Raw genomic sequence first — 25,455 nt, 5'->3', positions numbered from 1 at the left:
CCGGCCCCTTCGTGCGTGTTCTAGTCCTCCGGCTCCCACTCCTTGAGCTGGAGGAGGACGTTCGGGTCGCCTTCGACCTTCGGGGAGTCCAGCGGGATCCGGTTGTACAGGGTGAGGACCAGTTCGCCGGCCGTGGCCAGGGCGGAGGTGGTGGGCGCGGTGGCGGGGGGTTCCGCGAGGCGGGTGGTCCGGGCGCCCTCGGCGGAGAAGGTGACGCGCCAGGAGCGGCCTTCCGTGGCGTGGAAGTCGAGGGTGGCCGGCTCGTGCGGCCAGGGGCTCGTGTTCGCGACGCAGGTGAACAGGAACTCCTCGACACCGTCGAGCGCGTTCCTGACCGGCAGCGGCTGCGGGGTGCCCAGGGCGCGCTGGGCGTCGTAGGTGTGGACCGTGGCCTCCTGGACCTGGTGCCGGGCCACCGCGCCGGAGGTCTGCGGCGCCTGGGACGCACCCCACCACGTCCAGCAGCCGCGGTCCGGGCCGGCCTCCCGCAGCGCGTCGAGCAACTGCCGCGTGGACTCGGCCGACCAGGCCAGCAGGGCCTCGCGTTCCCGGGGCGGCACCGGGCTGTCCTTCGGAGCGGTCCCGCTCGGACCGTCGGCGGGTCCCGCGGCGACGTTGGCCGCCCAGCGCCGGTGCACCCCGCTCAGATGGTGCGCCAGGTCGAACAGCGTCCACTCGGGACAGGTCGGCACCGGCACGTCGAGGTCGGGAGCGGAGGCTATCGCGGCCCGGAAGGCGGCCGACCGTTCCTCGATCAGGTCCAGCAGTACGGGGAAGTCCAGAGTGTTGTCCACGTCGCGCTGTCTATCACCGTGATCAGCCCCTCGGCACGCGGTTTTCTCCCCGGTCTCCCGGCCGGGCCCGACCCGGACCCCCGCTCTCGACGAAACCGCAGGTCAGGACCGTGTGATCCACTTCGCCGTCTCAGATAGTAGGAAGTCCGAGTAATTGTGGAGACAGACCGGCCCTCCTCCCTTAGCTTTGTAGGAGCCGAACGTCTCGCTCGATCAAGCGAATGGCGGTCGTGAGCCGGGCCCCGCGCAGGCAATCCCTGCGGCCCGTCGCTTCCCGCCCCTTCTGGGGGTCCCCCCGCGCCCTCGAGGCAGCGGGGAGTCTCGTAGTCCCCTTCCCCGGTTTTCGAAGGAGTCGATTTCTCATGGCCGAGACGACCGCCCGCCGTCGAGTCCGTCACACCTCCCGTACGAGCGAGTCCGACCGCAAGAACGCCGCCGCAGCCCTGCAGCGCGCCCTCGACCGCCGTGACAACGGCGGCTCGACCGGTCACTGACCGGACCCCCGAGCCGGGAGCCGCACCCGTACGAGGTGGGGCGCGGGCCCGTCAGGCCCCGCGCCGCACCTCGAAGTGGTCGATCCGCTCCCCGTTCTGCGCGAGCGCCGACACCGTCAGCCGCGGCCGGGGCCCGCTCTCCGCCGTCACCGAGAGCAGCGAGAACCCGCGGTAGCGCACCCGCGACCACTCCACGGTCTCCTTGCGTGGCTGCTGCGACCTGGTCCACTGAAACGTCTCGACCGCCTCGTGGTCGTGCACGCGCCCCTCGTAGCTCTCCTTCACGCCCGCGGGGAAGCCGTACAGATCCCGGCCGCCCCCGCCCGCCGTGACGTACACGATCCCGTCCCGCGTCGGGTCCGTCGAGCCGCCGACCGGCACCGGACGGCCGACCTCGCCGTCGCGGATCGCGTCCGTGCGCTCGTACACGTGGTTGTGCCCGTTGATCACCAGATCGACCTGGTGCCTGTCGAACAGCGGCAGCCACTCGGCGCGCACCCCGCCGTCCGAGGCGTGCGAGGACGTCGAGTACGCGCAGTGGTGGAAGCAGACGACGACGAAGTCGACGCCCTCGGTCCTGCGCAGCTCACCCAGCCTCCGCTCCAGCCACCTCGTCTGCCTCCCGCCCGTGTGGCCGAGGTTGGCGGGGATCTCGTACGACACGTCGTTCGCGTCCAGCGCCACGACCCCGACGTTGCCGTAGACGAAGGAGTACGCGCCCGGCGTCGAGCGCGGATCGAAGCCGCTCTCCGGGAGGGACCAGCGGGCGAGCTGGCCGCCGTAGCCCTCGGGGGAGTACCACGCCTCCATGTCGTGGTTGCCGGTCGTCACCATCCACGGCACGCTCCGCGCGACCTCCTCGTTCTGCCGGAGGAACAGGTCCCAGAAGCCCGGGTCGTAGCCGTCCGAGGTCAGACCGTGGCCGTTGCCGTCCGCGTAGCAGATGTCGCCGGCGTGCAGGTGGAAAGCGGGCTTCTGGCGCAGCAGGAGGTTGTCGTTGGCGGCCGCGGCGGTGCCGACCCCCTGGTCGCCGAAGGCGGTGAAGACGAACCGCTCCGGGCTCGCCGGGGCCGTGCGGAAGCTGGTGACGGTGGCGCGGTGTGCCGCGTCCGCCGGGTCGAAGCCCTCGTGGCCGACGCCGTAGTAGTACGTCGTGCCGGGGAGCAGTCCGTCCAGGGCCGCGTGCAGGTAGTACTGGTCGAGGGCGAGGCGGACGCCGGTCTGCCCCGGTGTGTGCAGGTCGCGCAGCTCGGCCTCGATCCTGCGGCCCAGGTCGTCGGGGCGCAGGCCGACGCGGACGTACGGCTTCCGTACCGCCAGCGGGACCTGCCACGAGATGCGCATCTGCGTCCGCGGATCGGCGCCGAAGGCGAGGTGGCGGCCGAAGGGGGCGACGGCGGAACCGTGCACAGTGGTCGTGCTCGTGGGGGAGGGGAGCGTGGTGGACGTCCCCGCCGTGGAACAGCCCGTCAGCAGGCCGCCGGCCACCGCGCCCGCCGTCACCAGCGTGCGGCGCCGGGACAGCCTGGTCCGCAGGCACTCGTGCTGCTCGGCCATGCTCATCCGCCGGGCGAGCCGGGGCGGGATGCCGAAGTCGGGAAGGTCCATGCCGGTGAAGTTCCCAGCGGATCCCAACGGCTGCCACTCCTGCGGGTGAACGCCGGTCGAAGGGCAGGCGCCGGGGCCCGCGCCCATGTCCGCATCGCGGACAGACGGTGTCATCCCATGGGACGAGGAGTAGGGTTCCCGCATGTCTCGCAGCATCAATCTCGCAGTGATTCCCGGTGACGGCATCGGCCAGGAGGTCGTGGCCGAAGGTCTGAAGGTCCTCTCCGCCGTCCTTCCGCAGGATGTGAAGCTGGAGACCAAGGACTTCGACTTCGGCGCCAAGCGCTACCACGCCACCGGTGAGACCCTCACCGACGCCGACCTCGACGCGCTGAAGAAGCACGACGCGATCCTGCTCGGCGCCATCGGCGACCCGTCGGTCCCGTCCGGCGTGCTGGAGCGCGGCTTCCTCCTCAAGCTCCGCTTCGCCTTCGACCACCACGTGAACCTGCGTCCGTCGAAGCTGCTCCCGGGTGTCGACACGCCCCTCAAGGGTGAGCCCGCCATCGACTTCGTGGTCGTCCGCGAGGGCACCGAGGGCCCCTACACCGGCAACGGCGGCACCATCCGCAAGGGCACCGAGCACGAGGTCGCCACCGAGGTCTCCGTGAACACGGCCTTCGGTGTCGAGCGCGTGGTCCGCGACGCCTTCGCCCGCGCCCAGGCCCGCCCCCGCAAGAAGCTCACGCTGGTCCACAAGAACAACGTGCTCACCTTCGCGGGCCACCTGTGGACGAACATCTTCAACAAGGTGGCCGCGGAGTTCCCCGAGGTCACCACCGACTACATCCACGTGGACGCGGCGACCATCTACCTGGTCACCGACCCCGCGCGCTTCGACGTGATCGTCACCGACAACCTCTTCGGCGACATCATCACCGACCTCGCCGCGGCCGTCTCCGGCGGCATCGGCGTCGCCGCCTCCGGGAACATCAACCCGAGCGGCGAGTTCCCGTCCATGTTCGAGCCCGTCCACGGCTCGGCCCCGGACATCGCCGGCCAGGGCAAGGCCGACCCCACCGCCACGGTCCTGTCCGTCGCCCTGCTCCTGCGCCACCTCGGCTACGAGGCCGAGGCCGCCCGCATCGAGGAGGCGGTCTCCGCCGACCTCGCCGAGCGCACCGGCAAGCCCGCCCGTTCCACGTCGGAGATCGGCGACGCGCTGGCCGTACGAGTAGCCGGCTGACCGGGCGGACTACTCGAAAAAGCATTCGAAGCCGCCGGGTCACTCACACCCGGCGGCTTTCGCATGTCCCCCGCCGGGTGTCACCATCATCCCCTGGGTCGCATTTCACGCCGTTTCTTCCCCGGCCCCCCGCTTGCGATAATCGAACGCGGAGCCGCGGAATGAGGGAATGCTCGGACGTCCTAGCACTGGTCACTGACAGTAAAAGGGCGTGAGCGCGGCCCGTCACTACACAACCGGTGAAGGACAACCACTCATGACGACGCCCACGATCGAGCTCAAGCCCTCCGCCAGCCCGCTCTCCGCCGCCGAGCGCGAGGCGATCCTGGTCAACCCCGGGTTCGGCCGCCACTTCACCGACCACATGGTGACGATCAAGTGGACCGAGGGCCGTGGCTGGCACGACGCGCAGCTCGTCCCGTACGGCCCGATCTCCCTCGACCCCTCCACGCACGTGCTCCACTACGGCCAGGAGATCTTCGAGGGCCTGAAGGCCTACCGCCAGTCCGACGGCTCGGTCGCGGTGTTCCGTCCCGAGGCCAACGCCCGGCGCTTCCGCAACTCCGCCCGCCGGATGGCGATGGCCGAGCTGCCCGAGGAGCTGTTCATCGAGGCCCTCGACGCGCTGATCGGCCAGGACGCCGACTGGGTCCCGCCGCACGGCGGTGAGGAGGCCCTCTACCTGCGCCCGTTCATGTTCGCCACGGAGGCCGCGCTCGGCGTCCACCCGGCCAACGAGTACCTCTTCATGCTGATCGCCTCCCCGTCCGGCGCGTACTTCGCCGGGGGCGTCAAGCCGGTCACCATCTGGGTCTCCGAGGACCACGTCCGCGCGGTCCCGGGCGGCACCGGCGACGCCAAGACCGGCGGCAACTACGCGGCCTCCCTCCTCCCGCAGGCCGAGGCCGCCGCCAACGGCTGCGACCAGGTCGTCTACCTCGACGCGGTGACCCGCACCAAGGTCGAGGAGTCCGGCAGCATGAACATCGCCTTCGTCTACGGCGACCGGATCGTCACCCCGGCCCTCACGGGCTCGATCCTGGAGGGCATCACCCGCGACTCCCTCCTCCAGGTCGCCCGCGACCTCGGCTACACCGCCGAGGAGGGTGTGATCACCCTCGACCAGTGGCGCGCCGACGCGGCCTCCGGCGCCCTCACCGAGGTCTTCGCCTGCGGCACCGCGGCGGTCGTCACGCCGATCGGGCACGTCAAGACGAAGAAGGACGCCTGGAGCCACGGCGACGGCACGCCCGGCGAGGTCACCACGAAGCTCCGCGAGGCGCTGCTCGGCATCCAGCGCGGGGTCGTCGAGGACAAGCACGGCTGGATGCACAAGCTGGGCTGACCCGCCCACGCTCGTACCCACGGGCCCGCTCGGACGACGTCCGCGCGGGCCCGTCTGCTGTTCGAGCGCCGCTCGATGTGATCCGGCCGACGTGACCCTTGCCTTTTGCTGGCTTGCCCACCTCGTTTAGAGTGCTGCTCTAAAGGAGGGAACGACATGCGGCTGACCCCCACCGAACGCGACCGGCTGCTGCTCTTCGGGGCCGCCGAGCTGGCGCGGGCACGCCGGGCCCGCGGGCTGCGGCTGAACGTCCCGGAGGCGACGGCGCTCATCGCGGACACCGTGTGCGAGGCCGCCCGGGACGGGGCGCGGCTGGCCGAGGCCGTCGAGCGCGCCCGGTCGGTGCTCGGACCCGACGACGTCCTGCCCGGTGTCGCCGACGTCGTCACCGAGGTGCACGTCGAGGCGGTCTTCGACGACGGTTCGCGGCTGGCGGTCGTCAGCGACCCGATCGGCGGCGGGCTCGGCGAGCGGGCGCCCGGCGCGCTGCTGCCGGGACCCGAGCACGCCGAGCCCGAACCGGTCGTCCGGCTGACGGTCACCAACACCGCCGCCGTGCCCGTCTCCGTCACCTCCCACTTCCATTTCTTCGAGGCCAACCCGCGCCTGGACTTCCCGCGGGCCGAGGCCTACGGCATGCGCCTCGCGGTGCCCGCCGGCTCCTCCGTGCGCTTCGGGCCGGGGGAGTCGGCCGAGGTCGGCCTGCTGCCGATCGGCGGCGCCCGCGTGGCCGTGGGCTTCGCGGGCCTGGTCGACGGACCGCTGGACGCGCCCGGAGCGCGCGAGGAGGCGCTGCGGAGAGCCGCGGCGTGCGGCTATCTGGGCGCGACGCCCGGGGAGGACGTGCGATGAGCCGCTTTTCGGTGGGTGACGCCCGGGTGGCCGTGGAGCTGGTCGCCGGGTCGCCGGACGCGCCGGGTGTCCGGTCCGGTAGGGCTCGGTGGGGAGGGGGTCCGGTGAGGCGTCCTGCCTGCCTGGGTGTGGTGTCGGTGGGGTCGGGATGTGGTGCTCGGGTGGCCGCGGGTTTTGTGGCCGGGGCGCCGGACGCGCCCGGTGTCCGGTCCGGGAGGGCTCGGTGGGGAGGGGGTCCGGTGAGGCGTCCTGCTCGTGTGGGCGTGGTGTCGGTCGGGGTCCGTGGTGGCAGGGGAGCCGTCGAAGGGGAGGTCGTCCGATGAGTCGTCCCGGAGGTCATCCGGCCGAGGCGCGCCGCCTCACCCCGTACGAGTACGCCGCCACCCACGGCCCCCGCGCCGGCGACCGTGTGCGCCTCGGCGACTCGGGGCTGGTGATCCGCGTCGAGGAGGACTCGCAGCGCTACGGCGACGAGTTCCTCGCGGGGTTCGGCAAGACCGCGCGGGACGGCCTGCATCTCAAGGCCGCCGCCGTGCGGGAGACCTGTGACGTCGTCGTCAGCAACGTCGTCGTGATCGACGCCGTGCAGGGCATCCGGAAGGTCTCGATCGGCATCCGCGAGGGGCGGATCTGCTCGATCGGGCGGGCCGGCAACCCCGACACCCTGGACGGGGTGGACGTCGTCGTCGGCACCGGCACCTCCATCGTGTCGGGCGAGGGCCTGATCGCCACCGCGGGGGCCGTCGACACCCATGTCCACCTGCTGTCGCCGCGGATCATGGAGGCCTCGCTGGCGTCCGGGGTGACCACGATCATCGGCCAGGAGTTCGGGCCGGTGTGGGGCGTCGGCGTCAACTCCCCCTGGGCGCTGCGGCACGCGTTCAGCGCCTTCGACGCCTGGCCCGTCAACATCGGCTTCCTGGGCCGGGGTTCGTCCTCCCACGACGCGCCCCTCGTCGAGGCCCTCGCCGAGGGCGGCGCCTCCGGCTTCAAGGTGCACGAGGACATGGGCGCGCACACCCGCGCGCTGGACACCGCGCTGCGGGTCGCCGAGGAGCACGACGTCCAAGTCGCCCTGCACAGCGACGGGTTGAACGAGTGCCTGTCCGTCGAGGACACCCTGAGGGTGCTGGAGGGCCGCACGATCCACGCCTTCCACATCGAGGGCTGCGGCGGCGGACACGTACCGAACGTGCTGAAGATGGCCGGGGTCCCGAACGTCATCGGCTCCTCCACCAACCCCACCCTGCCCTTCGGCCGGGACGCCGTCGCCGAGCACTACGGCATGATCGTCTCCGTCCACGACCTCAAGACCGACCTGCCCGGCGACGCCGCCATGGCCCGCGACCGCATCCGCGCCGGGACCATGGGCGCCGAGGACGTGCTGCACGACCTGGGCGCCATCGGCATCACCTCGTCGGACGCGCAGGGCATGGGCCGGGCCGGGGAGACGGTCCGCCGGACCTTCGCGATGGCCGGGAAGATGAAGGCCGAGTTCGGGGCGCCCGAGGAGCACGACAACGAGCGCGTGCTGCGCTACATCGCCAAGCTGACCGTCAACCCGGCCATCGCGCACGGCCTCTCGCACGAGGTCGGCTCGATCGAGGTCGGAAAACTGGCCGACCTCGTGCTGTGGCGGCCGGAGTACTTCGGTGCCAAGCCGCAACTCGTCCTGAAGTCCGGGTTCCCGGCCTACGGCGTGGTCGGTGACCCCGGCGCGGCCACCGACACCTGCGAACCCCTCGTCCTCGGACCGCAGTTCGGGGCGCACGGCGCCACCCCCGCCGAGATCTCCGTCGCCTTCGTCGCCCGGGCCGCCCTCGACCAGGGCAACGACCGGATGCCCACCCGCAGGAGAAGGGTCGCCGTGCACGGCACCCGCGGCATCGGACCGGCCGACCTGCGCCTCAACTCCCGTACCGGAGCAGTGGACGTGGACGGGCGCACCGGCCTGGTGACGCTGGACGGGGAGCCGCTCTCCTCCGCACCGGCCGACTCGGTCTCCCTCAACCGCCTGTACTTCCTCTAGGACACCCAGGACCCCTGATGACCTACCGCATGCCGCCCGAGTGGGCCCCGCACGAACGCACCTGGATGGCCTGGCCTTCCCCCAACCCGACCTTCGCCGACGACGGCGAGCTGGCCGAGGCGCGCGCCGCCTGGGCGTCCGTCGCCCGCGCGGTGCGCCGCTTCGAACCGGTGACGATGGTGCACGGCCCCGGCCACGCCGAGTCCGCGCGCGCACTGCTCGGCCCGGACGTGGAACTCGTGGAGCGCGAGCTCGACGACGCCTGGATGCGCGACATCGGGCCGACCTTCGTCACGGACGAGGAGGGCCGACTGGCCGCCGTGGACTGGGTGTTCAACGGCTGGGGCGGCCAGGACTGGGCCCGCTGGGAGCACGACGCGAAGATCGCCCGCCAGGTCGCCGACCTCGCCGGGGTCCCGGTGCTCGGCAGCCCGCTCGTCAACGAGGGCGGCGCGATCCACGTCGACGGCGAGGGCACCGTCCTGCTCACCGACACCGTCCAGCTCGGCGCCGGCCGCAACCCCGGCTGGACCCGGGAACAGGTCGAGGCGGAGATCCACGCCCAACTGGGCACCACCACCGCCATCTGGCTCCCGCGCGGCCTGACCGGCGACTACGGCGTGTACGGCACCCAGGGCCATGTCGACATCGTCGCCGCCTTCGCCCGCCCGGGCGTGGTCGTGGCCCACGTCCAGCCGGACCCGGCGCACCCGGACCACGAGGTGACCAAGGAGGTCGTAGGGATCCTCAGGAGCCGTACCGACGCCCGCGGTCGCCCCCTGGAGGTCGTCGAGGTGCCCGCCCCGACCGTCCTGGAGGCCGACGGCCACTGGGTCGACTACTCCTACATCAACCACTACCTCTGCAACGGCGGAGTCGTCCTGTGCGGCTTCGACGACCCCCGCGACGAGCTCGCCGCGGGCATCTTCCGACGGCTGTTCCCGCAGCGCACGGTGACACTGGTCGACGCCCGTACGATCTTCGCGGGCGGCGGCGGCATCCACTGCATCACCCAGCAGCAGCCGAGGATCTAGGACGAGGAGTGGCACATGGCCGGTGGGCGCAGGCAGGCCCCGCCCCGCGAGGAGGTCCTCGCCGCCGCCATGGAGATGATCGCCGAGCGCGGGCTGGAGAAGCTCACCATGGCCGGGCTCGGGCGTGAGGTCGGGATGAGCAGCGGGCACCTGCTCTACTACTTCCGCTCCAAGGACGAACTGCTGCTCCAGACCCTGGAGTGGAGTGAGGGGCGGCTCGGCGCCGAGCGCGCCCGGCTGCTCACCCGCACGGCGAGCGCCCGCGAACGGCTCGACGCGTATGTCGACCTGTACGTCCCCGACGGCCACCGGGACCCGCACTGGACCCTCTGGCTGGAGGTCTGGAACCGCTCGCAGAGCGCCGCCGCCGACGCGGCCGCCCGGGACCGGCAGGCCGCGATCGAGGGCGCCTGGCACCGCGACCTGGTCGCGCTGCTCGCGGAGGGCGTCTCGCGGGGCGAGTTCCGCGTGACCGACCCGGACCGTTTCGCGGCCCGGCTGCGGGCCCTCCTGGACGGCTTCTCCATCCATGTGGCGATCGGGCTGCGCGGGACGGACCGGGGGATGGTTCTCGGACACGTACGGGAGTTCCTCGACGAGAGCCTCCGCACGGACGCGTGACCTTCCACGACACCTGCGATGAACAGCACAGTGCTCGCATCCTGAGACGGAGGGTGAGCAGGGGGGCGGTCTGTGCCAGACTGCCCCCGTGCTCTCGTTCGCCATGATTATTGGCAGCAGGCGCGCCGGTCCGCAGTGACCACCACGTACGACCAGGTACGGGTGGACACCGTCGTCCTCGACCCGCGCGCAGACCTCTCGCACCCGCGAGGGGTTTTTCGCTTTTCTGGCCCACCCGCAGCCGGAGGCGAGAGCGCGAGGGAGTATGTGGGGGCGGTGGAGCCGGTCATTCCGGTACGACCGAGATCCAATCCTCAGGAGCCTTGAGACCATGACCGAAACCAGCGAGCTCGACGATCAGTTCCACGTCTTCGACACCACCCTGCGTGACGGCGCCCAGCGGGAGGGCATCAACCTCACCGTCGCGGACAAGCTGGCCATCGCACGGCACCTGGACGACTTCGGCGTGGGCTTCATCGAGGGCGGCTGGCCCGGCGCCAACCCGCGGGACACCGAGTTCTTCGCCCGCGCCCGTCAGGAGATCGACTTCCGGCACGCCCAGCTCGTGGCCTTCGGCGCCACCCGCCGCGCGGGTGCCAAGGCCTCGGAGGACCCGCAGGTCAAGGCCCTCCTGGACGCCGGCGCCGAGGTGATCACCCTGGTCGCCAAATCGCACGACCGGCACGTCGAGCTGGCCCTGCGGACCACCCTGGACGAGAACCTGGAGATGGTCCGCGACACGGTCTCCTTCCTCAAGGAGCAGGGCCGCCGCGTCTTCGTCGACTGCGAGCACTTCTTCGACGGCTACCGCGCGAACCCGGAGTACGCGAAGGCCGTCGTACGCGCGGCCTCGGAGGCCGGCGCCTCCGTCGTCATCCTCTGCGACACCAACGGCGGCATGCTCCCGGCACAGATCCAGGCCGTGGTCTCGACCGTCCTCGCCGACACCGGCGCCCGGCTCGGCATCCACACCCAGGACGACACCGGCTGCGCGGTCGCCAACACCCTCGCCGCCGTGGACGCGGGCGCCACCCACGTCCAGTGCACGGCGAACGGCTACGGCGAGCGGGTCGGCAACGCCAACCTCTTCCCGGTCGTCGCCGCCCTGGAGCTCAAGTACGGCAAGAAGGTCCTCCCCGACGGCAGGCTGCGCGAGATGACCCGCATCTCGCACGCCATCGCCGAGGTCGTCAACCTCACCCCCTCCACCCACCAGCCCTACGTCGGCGTCTCGGCCTTCGCCCACAAGGCCGGCCTGCACGCCTCCGCGATCAAGGTCGACCCGGACCTCTACCAGCACATCGACCCCGAGCAGGTCGGCAACACCATGCGGATGCTGGTCTCCGACATGGCGGGCCGCGCCTCGATCGAGCTCAAGGGCAAGGAGCTCGGCGTCGACCTCGGCGGCGACCGCGAGCTGGTCGGCCGGGTCGTCGAGCGGGTCAAGGAGCGCGAGCTCAAGGGCTACACGTACGAGGCGGCGGACGCCTCCTTCGAACTGCTCCTGCGCGCCGAGGTCCAGGGCGGCCCGCTGCGGTACTTCTCCGTCGAGTCCTGGCGCGCGATCGTCGAGGACCGCCCCGACGGCTCCCACGCCAACGAGGCCACGGTCAAGCTCTTCGCCAAGGGCGAGCGCATCGTCGCCACCGCCGAGGGCAACGGCCCCGTCAACGCCCTCGACCGCGCCCTGCGCGTGGCCCTGGAGAAGATCTACCCCCAGCTCGCCAAGCTCGACCTCGTCGACTACAAGGTCCGCATCCTCGAAGGCGTCCACGGCACCCAGTCCACCACCCGCGTCCTGATCTCCACGTCCGACGGCTCGGGCGAGTGGTCCACGGTGGGCGTCGCGGAGAACGTGATCGCGGCCTCCTGGCAGGCCCTGGAGGACGCCTACACGTACGGCCTGCTGCGCGCGGGCGTCGAGCCGGCCGAGTAGCCCCCGGCAGGAGTCCTCGGCGAGCCCTTTCAACTCGCCGAGGATTCCTCGGTGTTCACCGGTGAACGACGGCACGGACCGCTGCCGTACGACCGGTTGGGCGGGCCCGCGCGGGACGCGACGGCCGGCAGGGCGTCTTGACGGAACCGCGTGGTCTGAGTTCACTCACGCCGTGAGGTAAGTCCTGAGTGAACCCTGAGAGCCAAGGGAAGGTCCATGCGAAGAACCGCCCTGCTCGTCTCCGCCGCCCTGCTCACCTCCCTGCTGCCCCTGGCCGTCGCCCGGGCCGCCGACGATCCACCCCCGGTCCCCGTCGACCGCTTCGAGGGCGAAGTCCCCTTCGCGGACCCGCCGGCAGGCGGCCTCTTCACCTGGGGCAGTGACACCGACGACCCGCCAACTCTGCGGCTGAGCAGCCGGGACGACGCCCCCGAGGGGGACCAGGTCCTCTCCGGCACCTACGACATCAGCGGCTACGGCGGCTTCACGCACGACTTCGCCTTCGCCGAGCCCGCCCACGACTGGTCCGCCCGCAAGGGCATCCGCTTCTGGTGGGAGGGACAGGACAACGGCAAGAAGATCGCCCTCGAACTCAAGGACGGCGGCGCCAACGGCGAGGCCTCCGAGCTGTGGACGACGTCCTTCACCGACGACTTCACCGGCTGGAAGCAGATCGAGATCCCCTTCACGGACTTCGCGTACCGCACCGACTACCAGCCCGTCGGCGGCATCGACCACGTCCTCGGACTGACCCAGATGTGGGGGTACGCGCTCACTCTGCCCGTCGGCGCTCCCGGCCAGTTCGCCATGGACGGCGTCGAGTTGTACGGAAGGGCCGACCAGTCGCTGCGCGCCTCGGTGCTCACCGACTCCGCCGTGTACCCGGTCCACGAGGGCGGCACGGCCACCGTGAAGGTCACCGTCGCCACCACCGGCTCCGCGCCGATCGACGAGCCCGTCACCGTCGCCTACGAGACGGCCGGCGGCACCGCCTCGACCTCCGACTACACCGCGCTCAAGGGCGAGTTCACCTTCCCGGCGGGCACCGCCTCCGGCACCACCCGGACCCTCCACGTCCACACCCGCAAGGACAAGACGGCCGCCGAGACCGCCGAGACCGTCCCCCTCAGGCTCACCGTCACCGGCGCCAAGGCCCCCGCCGAGACCCCGCAGGTCGTGATCGACGCGCACGGGCTGCCGTATCTGAACACCAGGCTCCCGGTGCGCAAGCGGGTCGCGGACCTCCTGTCCCGGATGTCCCTCGCGGAGAAGGCCGGCCAGATGACCCAGGCCGAGCGCGGGGCCGTCGGGACCGGGGCCGACATCACCGCCGAGGGCCTCGGCTCGCTGCTCTCCGGCGGCGGCTCGACCCCCACGCCCAACACCGCCGAGGCGTGGGCGAGGATGATCGACTCCTTCCAACTCCGGGCACAGGCAACCCGGTTGCAGATCCCGCTCATCTACGGCGTCGACGCCGTCCACGGCCACAACAACCTCGTCGGCGCCACGGTCATGCCGCACAACATCGGCATCGGGGCGACCCGCGATCCCCGGCTCGCCGAGCGGACCGGGGCCGTGACCGCCGCCGAGGTCCGCGCCACCGGCGTCCCCTGGGACTTCGCGCCCTGCCTCTGCGTCACCCGTGACGAACGCTGGGGTCGCTCCTACGAGTCCTTCGGCGAGGACCCGGCCCTCGTCGAGTCCATGGAGACCGTCATCCAGGGCCTCCAGGGCGCCCGCGACGGACGGGACCTGAAGGACGACGACAAGGTCCTCGCCACCGCCAAGCACTTCCTCGGCGACGGCGGCACCGCGTACGGCTCCTCCACCACCGGCACCTACACCATCGACCAGGGCGTCACCACCGTCACCCGCAAGCAGTTGGAGGCGGTCCACCTCGCCCCCTACCGGTCGGCCGTGGACCGGGGAGTCGGCACGGTCATGCCGTCGTACTCCTCGCTCGACATCGTCGGCGACGGTCTGGGCCCGGTGAAGATGCACGCCCGCGCCGACATGATCAACGGAGTCCTGAAGGACAGGCTCGGCTTCGACGGGTTCGTCATCAGCGACTGGAACGGCATCGACCAGATCCCCGGTGACTACACCTCGGACGTCCGGACCTCCGTCAACGCCGGCGTCGACATGGTCATGGCCCCCTACGCCTACAAGGACTTCCGCACCGCGCTCGTCGCGGAGGTGCGGGCCGGGCGGGTCAGCGAGCGGCGGATCGACGACGCCGTGTCCCGCATCCTCACGCAGAAGTTCAGACTGGGGCTCTTCGAGAAGCCGTACGCCGACACGAGCGGCGCCGCGAGGATCGGTTCCGCCGGGCACCGGGCCGTGGCGCGGGAGGCGGCTGCCGAGTCGCAGGTGCTGCTGAAGAACGCCGGGGGCGTGCTGCCCCTGAAGAAGTCCCAGAAGGTGTACGTCGCCGGATCGAACGCCGACGACATCGGCAATCAGAGCGGTGGCTGGACCGTCACCTGGCAGGGCTCCTCCGGTGACATCACCCCCGGCACCACGATCCTGGAGGCGATGCGCCGGAACTCGACCGCGCTCACGTACTCCAAGGACGCCTCCGCCCCGACCGGCGGCTACGACGTCGGTGTGGTCGTCGTCGGCGAGACCCCGTACGCCGAGGGCGTCGGGGACGTCGGCAACGGTCACGACCTGGAGCTGTCCGCCGCCGACCGGGCGGCCGTCGACAAGGTGTGCGCGGCCATGAAGTGCGCGGTGCTGATCGTCTCCGGGCGGCCGCAGCTCGTCGGCGACCGGCTCGGCGACATCGACGCCCTGGTCGCCTCCTGGCTGCCGGGGACCGAGGGCGACGGCGTCGCGGACGTCCTGTACGGCAGGCGCGCCTTCACCGGCAGGCTGCCCGTCACCTGGCCGCGGTCGGAGGCCCAGTTGCCGATCAACGTCGGCGACCCGACGTACGACCCGCAGTTCCCGTACGGCTGGGGCCTGACGACCCGCACCGAGGTCCCGCACGGCGGGGCGGCCACGCTCCAGGCGCTCGGGGTCGCGGCCAGGGCGGCCGAGCGGGCCGGCGCCGACGACCGGGGCCGCGCCCTCGTGGACAAGGCCCGGCTGATCGTCCAGCGGAAGGCCGACGGGCGGATCACGGCCGCCTTCGCCGCGCCCTTCGCCGACGCCGACCACCTCCTCGCGACCGGGCGCTACGCGGAGGCGGTGCGGCAACTGACGGAGGCGTACCGGGCGGCCTGAGGGGCGGCCGGGCAGGTCTCTTCCGGGAGGCTTCGGGTAGCGTCGAGGTATGAAGGCCACCGCGCAGGCCGTAGTACCGACCCGAAGCCTTCCGGGGCTGCTGTTCGCCCTGGTGCTCATGGCGCTGGCCGCCCTGGCGGGGGTCGCCCCGCCCGCGTCGGCCACCACGGCCGCCACCGGCGTCTCGGAGATCGGCCAGGCCCTCCGCAAGAACCCGGTCTACGTCGATCCGGACGCCGCGGCCCAGCTCTCCGCCCGGGACGCGGACGCCCTGGCGGACCGGATCAGGAGCGCGGACAAACCGCTGTTCGTCGCGGTGCTGCCCGCCGACTACCCGAAGCAGGACCTGTTCACCAAGCTGCGCACGGCGACCGGCATCACCGGCGTCTACGCGGTCCGGCTCGGCGACGCCTTCGACGCCCGCGCCGACTCCTCGGTCCTGCCGGCCGCGGCCGTACGGAACCTGGTGACCACCGTCGGGGGCGAGGACACCCGCACCCAGTTGACCGACTTCACGGCCGCCGCGGTCACCAACATGGGCGGCTCGGCCCCGTCGACCTGGGGGTCCGCGGACGACGGCGGCGGGGTGTCGAGCACGGCCCTGATCACGGTCGGCGCGGTGCTGGTGGCCGGTGGCGCGGGCGCGTACACGCTGGTGCGGCGCAACCGGCGCCGGCACGCGGAGGAGCAGCGGGCCGCCCTGGAGAAGCTGCGGGTCGTCGTGGACGAGGACATCACAGCCTTCGGCGAGGAACTGGACCGGCTGGACTTCCATCCCGCCGAGGCGGGCGCCGACGACGCCATGCGCGCGGACTACGAACGGGCGCTGGACGCCTACGAGCAGGCGAAGTCGCTGATGGCCGCGGCCGCCAGACCCGAGGACGTGCGTGCGGTCACCCAGGCCGTCGAGGACGGCCGCTTCTCTCTGGCCCAGCTCGCCGCGCGCCGCGAGGGCCGGCCGCTGCCCGAGCGCCGGGTCCCCTGCTTCTTCGACCCGCGCCACGGCCCCTCCGTCACCGACGCCACCTGGACGCCGCCCGGCGGTGCCCCGCGCGAGGTCCCGGTGTGCGCCGCGGACGCCACCCGGCTGGCCGACGGCCGCGAACCGGTGATGCGCGAGGTCGACACCGACCAGGGCCGCCGCCCCTACTGGGACGCGGGCCCGGCCTACGGCCCCTGGGCCGGCGGTTACTTCGGCGGCGGCCTGCTGCCCGGCCTGCTGGTCGGCACGGTCCTCGGCAGCATGATGGCCACGCCCGCCTACGCGGCCGACTACGGCTCCGGCTACGGCGACTTCGGCGGCGGTTACGAAGGCGGCGACCTGTCCGGCTCGGACTTCGACTCCGGGGACTTCGGCGACTTCGGGGGCGGCGGCGACTTCGGCGGAGGCGGCGATTTCGGCGGCGGCGGGGACTTCGGCGGCGGCGGGGACTTCGGCGGAGGCGGGTTCTGACACCTCCCGGAAGCGGGACGGACGGGAACGGGGGGTCCGGCACCCCAGGGGCACCGGACCCGCTCACTCACCTCACAGCGACGCGGCCGCCGAGGCGATCGCGGAGGCGAACGTGGACACCTCCGTGTACACACCGGGCGCGTTGGGCCGGGCGCAGCCTATGCCCCAGCTCACGATGCCCACCTGCACCCAGGCGTTCGCCGAGTCCCGCCGGAACATCGGGCCGCCGGAGTCGCCCTGGCAGGTGTCGACCCCGCCCGAGGTGAACCCCGCGCAGATCTCCTCGTTGGCGATGAGCCCGCTGTACCCGCTGTATCCCCGGCAGGTCGCGTCGCTCACGAACGGCACGGTGGCCTTGAGCAGGTACCGCTGCTGGGCCCCGCCCTCGCGGGCCGCGCCCCAGCCGGCGACCGTGAAGGTCCCGGTGTTGTACTGCGTCGTCGTGGCGATCTTCAGGGTGGGGAGATTGATCGGCGCGGCGAGCTTGATGAGCGCCCAGTCCTTGCCGTCCCCGTTGTACCCGGGCGCCCGGTAGACGTACGTGGACCGGACCTGCACCCGCCCGGCGCTGGACTGAAGGTCCACGACACCCGCGGTCGCGGTGATGCCGGTGTTCGCCCCGGTCCCGCTCACGCAGTGCGCGGCGGTGAGCACGATCTGCTGGGTGTACAGCGCCCCGCCGCACCCCATGGACAGCCGCACCATGAACGGGAACTCGCCCTGTGCGGCACGGGTGCCGCCGACGACGGGCGCGGGCGCGGCCTGTGCGGCCGACACGGGCTGGAGGCTGGCGATCGCGAGCGCGGCGGCCGCGACCGCCAGACATCTCTTGACGGCCGTGAGGAGATTCTTCAAGGGGATGCCTCTTCCAGGTGGGGGGTGGCCATGACAAGTTCATGCCAAGTCTGGGCATCAAAAGATCCGCCCAAGTTCCTGACATGGGCTGGTCAAATCTGTTGATGGATTATGGGAATCCTGTGAACTCCCGCACAAGGGGCGCGATTCGGCCACACCGGCCGCGGTGCCGCGCAGGTGCGCCTGACGGCTCAGGCGCACCTGACAGCGCTGGGCGTCGGTCGGCTCAGGGGCGCTGACGGCTCAGGGGTGGCGCTGACAGCTCAAGGCGTACCGCTCCCCGGCCGCGTGCCACCACCCCGGCGGCGAGGGTCCGTAGACCACGGAGGACGGCTGATCCGGATGCAGCCCGAGCCGCCACAACGCCTCCCCGGCCACCTCCACCCGGAACCACCCCGCCACCGCCCGTCCTCCCCGGGCCCGCAGGCAAGAGCGAACCGCACCTCGTGCTCGACGGCGAAGGGCATCCAGTCGATCCCGCGCTCCCGCAGTCAAGCCCGCACGGCGGCCAGGGGGTCGGACGGCCGGGGACGTTCTCGTACGACGCGACGGTGTTCCAGTCGCAGGTGCGGGTCATGCGGTCCATGACGCGGGACCACGGCCCCGCAGCGCGCGCCTGTTCAGCGCCGCGGCAGCCAGAGCCACCGCGACCAGCCCCGCGCTCACCCACACCGGTGACCGGTAAAGGCGGCCTCGATCACCGTGCCGCTGAGCCAAGGCCCCGACGGGGCACCGATGTTGAAGGCCGCGATAGCGAATCCGCCGGCCGGGGTGGGGGCGCCGGGTGCCGCCGCGTACAGGGCCTGGGAGAACCCGAGCCGCCCCGGCCCGCCGGCGCCGGGCTCAGGCACATCAGCCCGACCACCGGCAGGTCGACCCCGCTGACCTCCAGCGGCAGCGCGACCGCGGGGAATGCGGCGAGCAGCGCCACCGCGCCCACCGGCCTCGGACCGGCATCCCCGACGGGCTGACCAGGAAGGCGAGTCACAACCAGACGCGGCCGACCCGGTGTCGTCACCTCAGGCTCCGACGGCGTGGGTCTCGCTCTGCGGTCCGACGGGACCGGCCTGGTCATCCGGGAGAGCCTGGTCGCGGACCTGCGGTTCGGGCGGAGGGAGCCGCGCGTGCTCGGCGAGGACCTGATGACCACCGCGGCCTTCGGCCCCGACGGCTCTCGTAGGGCCGTGGGGGACGTCCTGGGCCGGGTCACCCTCTGGGAGGGGGCGGCGCGGGGTGCTCGACGGCACCACGTCCGACCCGACGGCCGACGTCACCGGCGCGGTGACCGCGCTCGCGTTCCCCCCCCGACGGTCGTACGCTCGCGGTCGCGGGATCGGCCGGCAGCCTGCACCTGTGGGAGCCGGCGTCCCAGCGGCTCCTCGGGACCACCCTGCCCACCCCGGGCGACGGGCCACGCGCCCTGGCGTTCGGCGCCGACGGCACGCTCCACGCCTCCGGCACCCATGTCCCCGTGCTGCGGTACGACCGGCGCCCGCGGCATCTGCTCACCGAGGTCTGCGAGCGCGCCGGTTCGGGCCTGTCCGAGGCCGTCCAGAAGACGTACCTCCCGGATCTCCCGTACCGGCGCACCTGCTGAGCCGCGGCGACAAGGTCACGCGTTGCGGATCGCGGAGATGTCGAAGTTGAGCTTGATCTTGTCGGAGATCAGGACACCACCGGTCTCCAGGGCCGCGTTCCAGGTCAGGCCCCAGTCGGAGCGCTTGATCTCGGCCTTGCCCTCGAAGCCCACGCGCTCGTTGCCGAAGGGGTCCTTCGCGGCGCCGTTGAACTCCAGGTCGATGGTGAGCGGCTTGGTGGTGCCGAGGATGGTCAGCTCACCGGTGATGCGGTAGTCCTCGTCGCCGAGCGCCTCCGCCTTGGTGGAGCGGAAGGTCATCGTCGGGAACTCCTCGATCTTGAAGAAGTCCGCGCTCTTGAGGTGCCCGTCACGGTCCTCGGAACCGGTGTCGATGCTGTCCATCTTGACGTCGATGGAGGCCGTCGACGCGGACGGGTCGCCGCCGTCCAGGTGCAGCGAGCCGCTGAAGTCGTTGAACTTGCCCTTGACGTTGGTGACCATGGCGTGCCGCACGGTGAAGCCGATGGTGGAGTGGGCGGTGTCGATCGTGTAGTCGCCGGTCAGTGCGGTCAGGTCGGTGTTCGTCATGGCGGAGCTCCTTGAAGTGAGGATGTTGAACGTTGAACTACTCAACGGGAATGACCGTAGACCTATTCCATACAAGTTTCAACATCATCCGCAGAGTGTTGGCGTGAACCCCCCGCGGTGGTAGACGCCCCTGTATGAACCCGCAGCGCAGAGCCCCCGTCCGACCCACCCGCAGAGCCGTCTTACTCGCGGCGGCACTCCTGGCCACCGCCGCGCCGCCCGCCCGCGCCACGACGGCCGACCCCTACGACACCCTCCGCCGGCGCTGGCTCGACATCGCCCTCGGCACCGGCTACGACCCGACGGCCGAGCCGTACGCCTCCCGCCTCGCCGAGACCGGCGAACTCGCCCGCGGTCACCGCGCCTCCATGGCCCCGGCGCCCGCCTCCCTCTGGCCCGGCGTGCCCTACGACCCCCCGGCCGGCATCACCCGCAGCTACAGTCGCCTGTGGACCATGACCCAGGCGTACGTCCAGCAGGGGACCGGTTCGACCGGCGACGAGAGCCTCCTCGCGGACGTCCTGCGCGGCCTCGACCACCTCTCCGCCACCGTCTACAACCCCACCACCGCCCGCTACGGCAACTGGTGGGAATGGCAGATCGGCAGCCCCCGGCTCCTCATGGACGTCACGGCCGCCCTCCACGACCACCTCACGGACGCCCAGCGGGCCGCGGCCTGCGCCGCCGTCGACCACTTCATCCCCGACACCATGCTCACCGACTACTCCGGCACCTCCACCGGCGCCAACCGCGTCGACCTGTGCCGCTCCGTCGCCCTGCGCGGCATCCTCGGCCGGGCCCCCGACCGGATCGCCCTCGCCCGCGACGCCCTCTCCCCGGTCTTCCCGTACGTCACGAAGGGCGACGGCCTCTACGCCGACGGCTCGTTCGTCCAGCACACCTGGGTCGCCTACTCGGGCACCTACGGCCAAGTCATGCTCGACGGTCTCGGGCGCCTCTTCGCCCTGCTCGCCGGCTCCGCGTGGGAGGTGACCGACCCGAACCGGCAGACCGTCCTCGACAGCGTCGAGCGCGCCTACGCCCCGCTGATCCACGACGGGCTGGTGATGGACAGCGTCAACGGCCGGGCCATCAGCCGCGGTCACCTCAAGGGCGACGAGCGCCAGGTCCTGCGCGGCGACCACTACCACGGCCAGGGGATCATCGCCGCCGTCGCACTGCTCGCGGGCGGGGCGGGCGAGGCGCAGCGCACCCGCTGGCACGGCCTGGTCAAGGGCTGGATCGAACGGGACACCGTGGCGCCGATCCTGACGGCACGCCAGTTCGGGGTGGCCGACCTCGCCCGGCTGCACGCCGTGGCCGCGTCCCCGGTCCCGGCCGCCCCCGAGCCCGTCGGGCACACGCTCTTCGCCGCGATGGACAGGGCCGTCCACCGCCGCCCGGGGTTCGTCGCGAACATCGCCATGGCGAGCGACCGGATCGCCGCCTACGAGTGCGGCAACGGCGAGAACCCGCGCGGCTGGCACACCGGCGCCGGAATGCTCTCCTGGTGGGCCACGGGCCACGGCGGCCGGTCCGATCAGTACACCGACTGGTACTGGCCCACCGTCGACTGGTACCGCCTCCCGGGCACGACCGTCTCCACCCGGCGCCTTCCCGACCGGGCCGGCGGTGAGTGGGGCGAGCCCAAACCGGACGTCCGCTGGGTCGGCGGCACGACCGACGGCGAGTACGCGGCGATCGGCCAGCACCTGAAGGGGCTGGAGTCGACGCTCCAGGCCCGCAAGTCGTGGTTCTGCGTCGCGGACGCGGTGATCTGCCTCGGCGCCGGCATCACCTGTGCCGACGGCGTCCCGGTCGAGACGGTCGTCGACAACCGCAACCTGGGGGAGGGCGGCACCCAGACCTTCGTACGGGGACGGGGCTGGGCGCATCTGGAGGGGCACGGCGGCTGGCTCGTCCCCGATGGCCTGCGGGCCCTGCGCGAGGACCGTACCGGTGCCTGGGCCGACATCAACACCTCCGGCACCACCGAGCGGCGCACCCGGCGCTGGCAGACCCTCTGGCTCGGCCACGGCACCGACCCCGTGGACGCCTCGTATACCTATGTCCTGATGCCCGGGGCCTCCCGCCGTACCGTCGCCGCCCGCGCGGCCGACCGGCACTGGCTGTCGGTCCTCGCCAACGACGGCGACTGCCAGGCGGTCCGCGTCGACGGCCTCGGCCTGACCGCCGCGAACTTCTGGCGGGCCGGCACCGCGGGTCCGCTCACCGCGTCGGCGGGGGCGAGCGTGCTGGTCCGCCGCACCGGCCGTACCGCTACCCTCTGCGTCAGCGAACCCACCCGTTCGGGCGAACCACTGGAGATCGTCTGGAACCGGCCCGTCCGCTCGGTCCTGCGGGCCGACGACACGGTCGAGGTGCTCGCCACCGGCCGCCTGCTGCACCTGCGTGTCACTCCGGGGATGGCATGCGCCTCCCACCGATGTGAGGTGGCTCTCACGCTCTGACTTTGTTCGACCCCTACAAGCGGCAGGCCCCCTGAGCAGTCGGAACGCCTGCATGCTTCCAGGGTTCTGTTCGGTCGCACCAGGAAAACGGGCCGGAGACTGTGAGGAGTCGACGGCTCGCTTTTCTCGCGGGGCTTCGTAAGGTCGCTACATGACCGTTTTGGATGAGGCGCCGAGTGAGTCGACGGGCGAGCCGACGGACGCGCGCGGGCGGGTCGCCGAGCTGCACGAGATCCGTGCCACGGCCCTGGCCGGCCCCAGCGAGAAGGCGACCGAGGCGCAGCACGCCAAGGGCAAGCTGACCGCACGGGAGCGCATCGAGCTGCTCCTCGACGCGGGTTCCTTCCAGGAGGTCGAGCAGCTCCGCCGGCACCGGGCGACCGGCTTCGGCCTGGAGGCCAAGAAGCCGTACACCGACGGTGTCATCACCGGCTGGGGCACGGTGGAGGGCCGGACGGTCTTCGTCTACGCCCACGACTTCCGCATCTTCGGCGGCGCGCTGGGCGAGGCCCACGCCACGAAGATCCACAAGATCATGGACATGGCCATCGCGGCCGGCGCGCCCCTGGTGTCGTTGAACGACGGCGCGGGCGCCCGTATCCAGGAGGGCGTCAGCGCCCTCGCCGGCTACGGCGGCATCTTCCAGCGCAACACCAAGGCGTCGGGTGTCATCCCGCAGATCTCGGTGATGCTCGGCCCGTGCGCCGGCGGCGCGGCCTACAGCCCCGCCCTCACCGACTTCGTCTTCATGGTCCGCGAGACGTCCCAGATGTTCATCACGGGACCGGACGTCGTGAAGGCGGTCACCGGCGAGGAGATCACCCAGAACGGCCTCGGCGGCGCGGACGTGCACGCCGAGACCTCCGGCGTCTGCCACTTCGCCTACGACGACGAGGAGACGTGCCTCGCCGAGGTGCGCTACCTGCTGTCGATGCTCCCGCAGAACAACCGGGAGAACCCGCCGCGGGTGGAGGCCTCCGACGCGGCCGACCGGCGCGGCGAGGTGCTCCTCGACCTGGTCCCCGCGGACGGCAACCGCCCGTACGACATGGCCAAGGTCATCGAGGAGATCGTCGACGACGGCGACTACCTGGAGGTCCACGAGCGCTGGGCCCGCAACATCATCTGCGCGCTGGCCCGCCTCGACGGCCAGGTCGTCGGCATCGTGGCCAACCAGCCGTCGACGCTCGCCGGTGTCCTCGACATCGAGGCATCGGAAAAGGCTGCGCGCTTCGTCCAGATGTGTGACGCCTTCAACATCCCGATCGTCACCTTCCTGGACGTCCCCGGGTTCCTCCCGGGCGTCGACCAGGAGCACGGCGGGATCATCCGGCACGGCGCGAAGCTGCTGTACGCCTACTGCAACGCGACCGTGCCGAGGATCTCCCTGATCCTGCGCAAGGCCTACGGCGGTGCCTACATCGTCATGGACAGCCAGTCCATCGGCGCGGACCTCACCTATGCCTGGCCGACGAACGAGATCGCGGTGATGGGTGCCGAAGGCGCCGCCAACGTCATCTTCCGGCGTCAGATCGCCGAGGCCGAGGACCCCGAGGCCATGCGGGCCCGCATGGTCAAGGAGTACAAGTCCGAGCTCATGCACCCGTACTACGCGGCGGAGCGTGGCCTCGTGGACGACGTGATCGACCCCGCGGAGACCCGCGAGGTGCTGATCCGGTCCCTGGCGATGCTCCAGTCGAAGCACGCCGACCTGCCCTCCCGCAAGCACGGCAACCCCCCGCAGTAACCCCGCGGACCCTCCGCGACACCCTCGCGGAAACCTCTCTCACGGAGACTGTGACCTATGAGCACCCCTGACATCCGCGTCGAGAAGGGCCACGCCGAGCCCGAGGAAGTCGCCGCCATCACGGCGATCCTGCTGGCTCGCGCCGCGGCCCAGCCCTCCGAGACCCCGGCCCACCGAGGCCGCCCCAGGGCCGGCTGGCGCCGCCTGGAGCGCGAGGGCGGCTTCCGCGCCCCGCACAGTTGGCACTGAGCCTGTACGACGCCTGAGGGCCCCTCTCGAAAGAGAGGGGCCCTCAGGCGTTTTTGTGTCTTCAGGGGCGCGGGGAACTGCGCGAACAACCAAAGGGCTGCCGCAGACGGCACACAACCGTCCGTGGCAGCCCAGTAGCCGCAAGAACCACCTACCGCAGTCGAGCCATCAAAGCGTGCTCGACCAGCGTGATAAGAGCAGACTTCGCGTCCGCCCGGTGCCGCGCGTCCGTCGTGATGATCGGCGTGTCCGGTCCGATCTGCAGCGCCTCCCGGACCTCGTCCGGGTTGTACGGCTGCTGACCGTCGAAGCCGTTCAGGGCGATCACAAAGGGAAGGCCCGAGTTCTCGAAGTAGTCGACAGCCGGAAAACAGTCGGCGAGACGCCGGGTGTCGACCAGGACGATCGCGCCGATGGCGCCGCGGACGAGGTCGTCCCACATGAACCAGAAGCGGTCCTGTCCGGGCGTACCGAAGAGGTACAGGATCAGGTCCTGGTCCAGGGTGATGCGGCCGAAGTCCATGGCGACCGTGGTGGTCGTCTTGTCCCCGGTGTGGGTGAGGTCGTCGATGCCGGCCGACGCGGACGTCATCACGGCCTCTGTGCGCAGCGGGTTGATCTCCGAAACGGCCCCGACGAACGTGGTCTTGCCCACGCCGAAGCCACCCGCCACCACGATCTTCGCCGAGGTGGTGGAGCGGGAAGGACCGCCGCTAGAGCTTGCGAAGTCCACTGAGCACCCTTTCGAGCAGTGTCACGTCTGGCTGGCCGCCGGCGTTCTCGTCGCCGCCGGGCTGATGGATGGCGACCAGGCCCGCCTCCGCCAAGTCGGCGACGAGGATCCTGGCCACGCCGAGAGGGATCGTCAGGAGCGCCGAGATCTCGGCCACCGACTTGATCTCACGGCAGAGGTTGCAGATCCGCTGATGCTCGGGCAACTGGCCCTGCATCTGGTGCGGCTGCGCGGTGGTGTGCACCAGCGCCTCGATGGCGAGCTGGTAGCGCGGGCGAGTCCGGCCGCCGGTCATGGCGTACGGACGCACCAGAGGGTTGTTCGACGCCCCTGCGGGCGCCGGCTCAGAGCGTCGCTGCGGCTGCACGGGCTGGATGCGCGGGGCCGGCGGCTGGTCGTACGGCGACGGTCCGGGGCCCTGGGGCGCGTACGGCTGCTGGGGCCGCTGGCTCGGTGCGGAGGGGAAGTTGTAGCGGTTCGGGTTCTGGGAACCGTCGTGCCGGCCCTGGCCAGGACCGTACGACCAATTGCCAGATGAACCACCTGGGGGTGTTGCCACTTTCTCTCCTCCTCCGACTGTGCCAGGCACCCATCACTCTGTGTGGAGCCGCGTCCCGAAACCTTACGGCCCCGGGACGCCAAAACGCACCGTC

The 25,455-nt window shown here is 71.6% G+C and carries 20 protein-coding genes; 14 read left to right on the top strand and 6 right to left on the bottom strand.

Features of this window, described 5'->3' with window-relative positions; translation table 11 throughout:
• Window positions 1-20: 20 nt before the first annotated feature.
• Complete coding sequence (locus ACZ66S_RS34160; RefSeq protein ID WP_469905426.1) at window positions 21-794, bottom strand: maleylpyruvate isomerase family mycothiol-dependent enzyme; 774 nt, start codon at window positions 792-794, stop codon at window positions 21-23.
• A 362-nt stretch (window positions 795-1,156) separates the two neighbouring features.
• On the opposite strand from ACZ66S_RS34160, the gene ACZ66S_RS34155 reads away from it, so the two are divergent.
• Window positions 1,157-1,288 carry a hypothetical protein gene (locus ACZ66S_RS34155; RefSeq protein ID WP_020121043.1) on the top strand — a complete coding sequence of 44 codons (132 nt, stop codon included), beginning with the start codon at window positions 1,157-1,159 and terminating at the stop codon, window positions 1,286-1,288.
• Between the two features lie 51 nt (window positions 1,289-1,339).
• Here ACZ66S_RS34155 and ACZ66S_RS34150 read toward each other — a convergent pair whose 3' ends face one another.
• Window positions 1,340-2,896: a purple acid phosphatase family protein gene (locus tag ACZ66S_RS34150; RefSeq protein WP_469905425.1), complete on the bottom strand. Its 1,557-nt coding sequence runs from the start codon at window positions 2,894-2,896 to the stop codon at window positions 1,340-1,342.
• 142 nt (window positions 2,897-3,038) lie between these two features.
• On the opposite strand from ACZ66S_RS34150, the gene ACZ66S_RS34145 reads away from it, so the two are divergent.
• The 9 genes from ACZ66S_RS34145 (at window position 3,039) to ACZ66S_RS34105 (ending at window position 16,580) form a co-directional block, all read left to right on the top strand.
• The gene (locus ACZ66S_RS34145) at window positions 3,039-4,082 is read left to right on the top strand and encodes a 3-isopropylmalate dehydrogenase (protein ID WP_356594191.1); all 1,044 of its coding nucleotides are present in this window, start codon (window positions 3,039-3,041) and stop codon (window positions 4,080-4,082) included.
• A 256-nt stretch (window positions 4,083-4,338) separates the two neighbouring features.
• On the top strand, window positions 4,339-5,427 hold the full coding sequence (locus ACZ66S_RS34140) for a branched-chain amino acid aminotransferase (protein ID WP_469905424.1): 1,089 nt from the start codon (window positions 4,339-4,341) through the stop codon (window positions 5,425-5,427).
• Between the two features lie 156 nt (window positions 5,428-5,583).
• On the top strand, window positions 5,584-6,279 hold the full coding sequence (gene ureA / locus ACZ66S_RS34135) for an urease subunit gamma (RefSeq protein ID WP_469905423.1): 696 nt from the start codon (window positions 5,584-5,586) through the stop codon (window positions 6,277-6,279).
• A 319-nt stretch (window positions 6,280-6,598) separates the two neighbouring features.
• Window positions 6,599-8,308 (top strand): urease subunit alpha, encoded by a 1,710-nt coding sequence (locus ACZ66S_RS34130; RefSeq protein WP_469905422.1) that lies wholly within the window; start codon window positions 6,599-6,601, stop codon window positions 8,306-8,308.
• Window positions 8,309-8,325: 17 nt separating this feature from the next.
• Window positions 8,326-9,342 carry an agmatine deiminase family protein gene (locus ACZ66S_RS34125; RefSeq protein ID WP_469905421.1) on the top strand — a complete coding sequence of 339 codons (1,017 nt, stop codon included), beginning with the start codon at window positions 8,326-8,328 and terminating at the stop codon, window positions 9,340-9,342.
• A gap of 15 nt (window positions 9,343-9,357) precedes the next feature.
• Window positions 9,358-9,963, top strand: coding sequence for a TetR/AcrR family transcriptional regulator (locus tag ACZ66S_RS34120; RefSeq protein ID WP_469905420.1), 606 nt, complete (start codon window positions 9,358-9,360; stop codon window positions 9,961-9,963).
• Window positions 9,964-10,294: 331 nt separating this feature from the next.
• Window positions 10,295-11,899, top strand: coding sequence for a citramalate synthase (gene cimA / locus ACZ66S_RS34115; RefSeq protein WP_469905419.1), 1,605 nt, complete (start codon window positions 10,295-10,297; stop codon window positions 11,897-11,899).
• A gap of 216 nt (window positions 11,900-12,115) precedes the next feature.
• Window positions 12,116-15,127, top strand: coding sequence for a glycoside hydrolase family 3 protein (locus ACZ66S_RS34110; protein WP_469905418.1), 3,012 nt, complete (start codon window positions 12,116-12,118; stop codon window positions 15,125-15,127).
• A gap of 49 nt (window positions 15,128-15,176) precedes the next feature.
• Complete coding sequence (locus ACZ66S_RS34105) at window positions 15,177-16,580, top strand: hypothetical protein (protein WP_469905417.1); 1,404 nt, start codon at window positions 15,177-15,179, stop codon at window positions 16,578-16,580.
• 72 nt (window positions 16,581-16,652) lie between these two features.
• On the opposite strand, the gene ACZ66S_RS34100 is transcribed toward ACZ66S_RS34105, so the two are convergent.
• Window positions 16,653-17,435, bottom strand: coding sequence for a serine protease (locus ACZ66S_RS34100; protein WP_469905416.1), 783 nt, complete (start codon window positions 17,433-17,435; stop codon window positions 16,653-16,655).
• 1,471 nt (window positions 17,436-18,906) lie between these two features.
• On the opposite strand from ACZ66S_RS34100, the gene ACZ66S_RS34095 reads away from it, so the two are divergent.
• Window positions 18,907-19,032 (top strand): hypothetical protein, encoded by a 126-nt coding sequence (locus ACZ66S_RS34095; RefSeq protein ID WP_469905415.1) that lies wholly within the window; start codon window positions 18,907-18,909, stop codon window positions 19,030-19,032.
• Window positions 19,033-19,047: 15 nt separating this feature from the next.
• On the opposite strand, the gene ACZ66S_RS34090 is transcribed toward ACZ66S_RS34095, so the two are convergent.
• Complete coding sequence (locus tag ACZ66S_RS34090; protein ID WP_469905414.1) at window positions 19,048-19,602, bottom strand: YceI family protein; 555 nt, start codon at window positions 19,600-19,602, stop codon at window positions 19,048-19,050.
• Window positions 19,603-19,736: 134 nt separating this feature from the next.
• On the opposite strand from ACZ66S_RS34090, the gene ACZ66S_RS34085 reads away from it, so the two are divergent.
• The 3 genes from ACZ66S_RS34085 to ACZ66S_RS34075 all read left to right on the top strand — a co-directional run bounded on the left by ACZ66S_RS34085 (window position 19,737) and on the right by ACZ66S_RS34075 (window position 24,069).
• A complete protein-coding gene (locus tag ACZ66S_RS34085) occupies window positions 19,737-22,073 on the top strand; it encodes a polysaccharide lyase 8 family protein (protein WP_469905413.1) in 2,337 nt (778 codons plus the stop codon).
• A gap of 151 nt (window positions 22,074-22,224) precedes the next feature.
• On the top strand, window positions 22,225-23,820 hold the full coding sequence (locus ACZ66S_RS34080; RefSeq protein WP_469905412.1) for an acyl-CoA carboxylase subunit beta: 1,596 nt from the start codon (window positions 22,225-22,227) through the stop codon (window positions 23,818-23,820).
• A 57-nt stretch (window positions 23,821-23,877) separates the two neighbouring features.
• Window positions 23,878-24,069, top strand: a complete 192-nt coding sequence (locus tag ACZ66S_RS34075) for an acyl-CoA carboxylase subunit epsilon (protein ID WP_037712356.1) — start codon at window positions 23,878-23,880, stop codon at window positions 24,067-24,069.
• Window positions 24,070-24,220: 151 nt separating this feature from the next.
• On the opposite strand, the gene ACZ66S_RS34070 is transcribed toward ACZ66S_RS34075, so the two are convergent.
• Both ACZ66S_RS34070 and ACZ66S_RS34065 read right to left on the bottom strand, forming a co-directional pair.
• The gene (locus ACZ66S_RS34070; protein WP_009314218.1) at window positions 24,221-24,802 is read right to left on the bottom strand and encodes a GTP-binding protein; all 582 of its coding nucleotides are present in this window, start codon (window positions 24,800-24,802) and stop codon (window positions 24,221-24,223) included.
• Window positions 24,783-25,361 carry a DUF742 domain-containing protein gene (locus ACZ66S_RS34065; RefSeq protein ID WP_469905411.1) on the bottom strand — a complete coding sequence of 193 codons (579 nt, stop codon included), beginning with the start codon at window positions 25,359-25,361 and terminating at the stop codon, window positions 24,783-24,785. The genes ACZ66S_RS34070 and ACZ66S_RS34065 overlap by 20 nt, the downstream gene beginning before the upstream one ends.
• Window positions 25,362-25,455 lie beyond the last annotated feature (94 nt).

This window comes from Streptomyces sp. NPDC107471, from assembly GCF_055582845.1.
The sequence above is the reverse complement of the archived record's forward strand: the minus strand, read 5'-3'. Positions and strand labels throughout refer to the sequence as shown.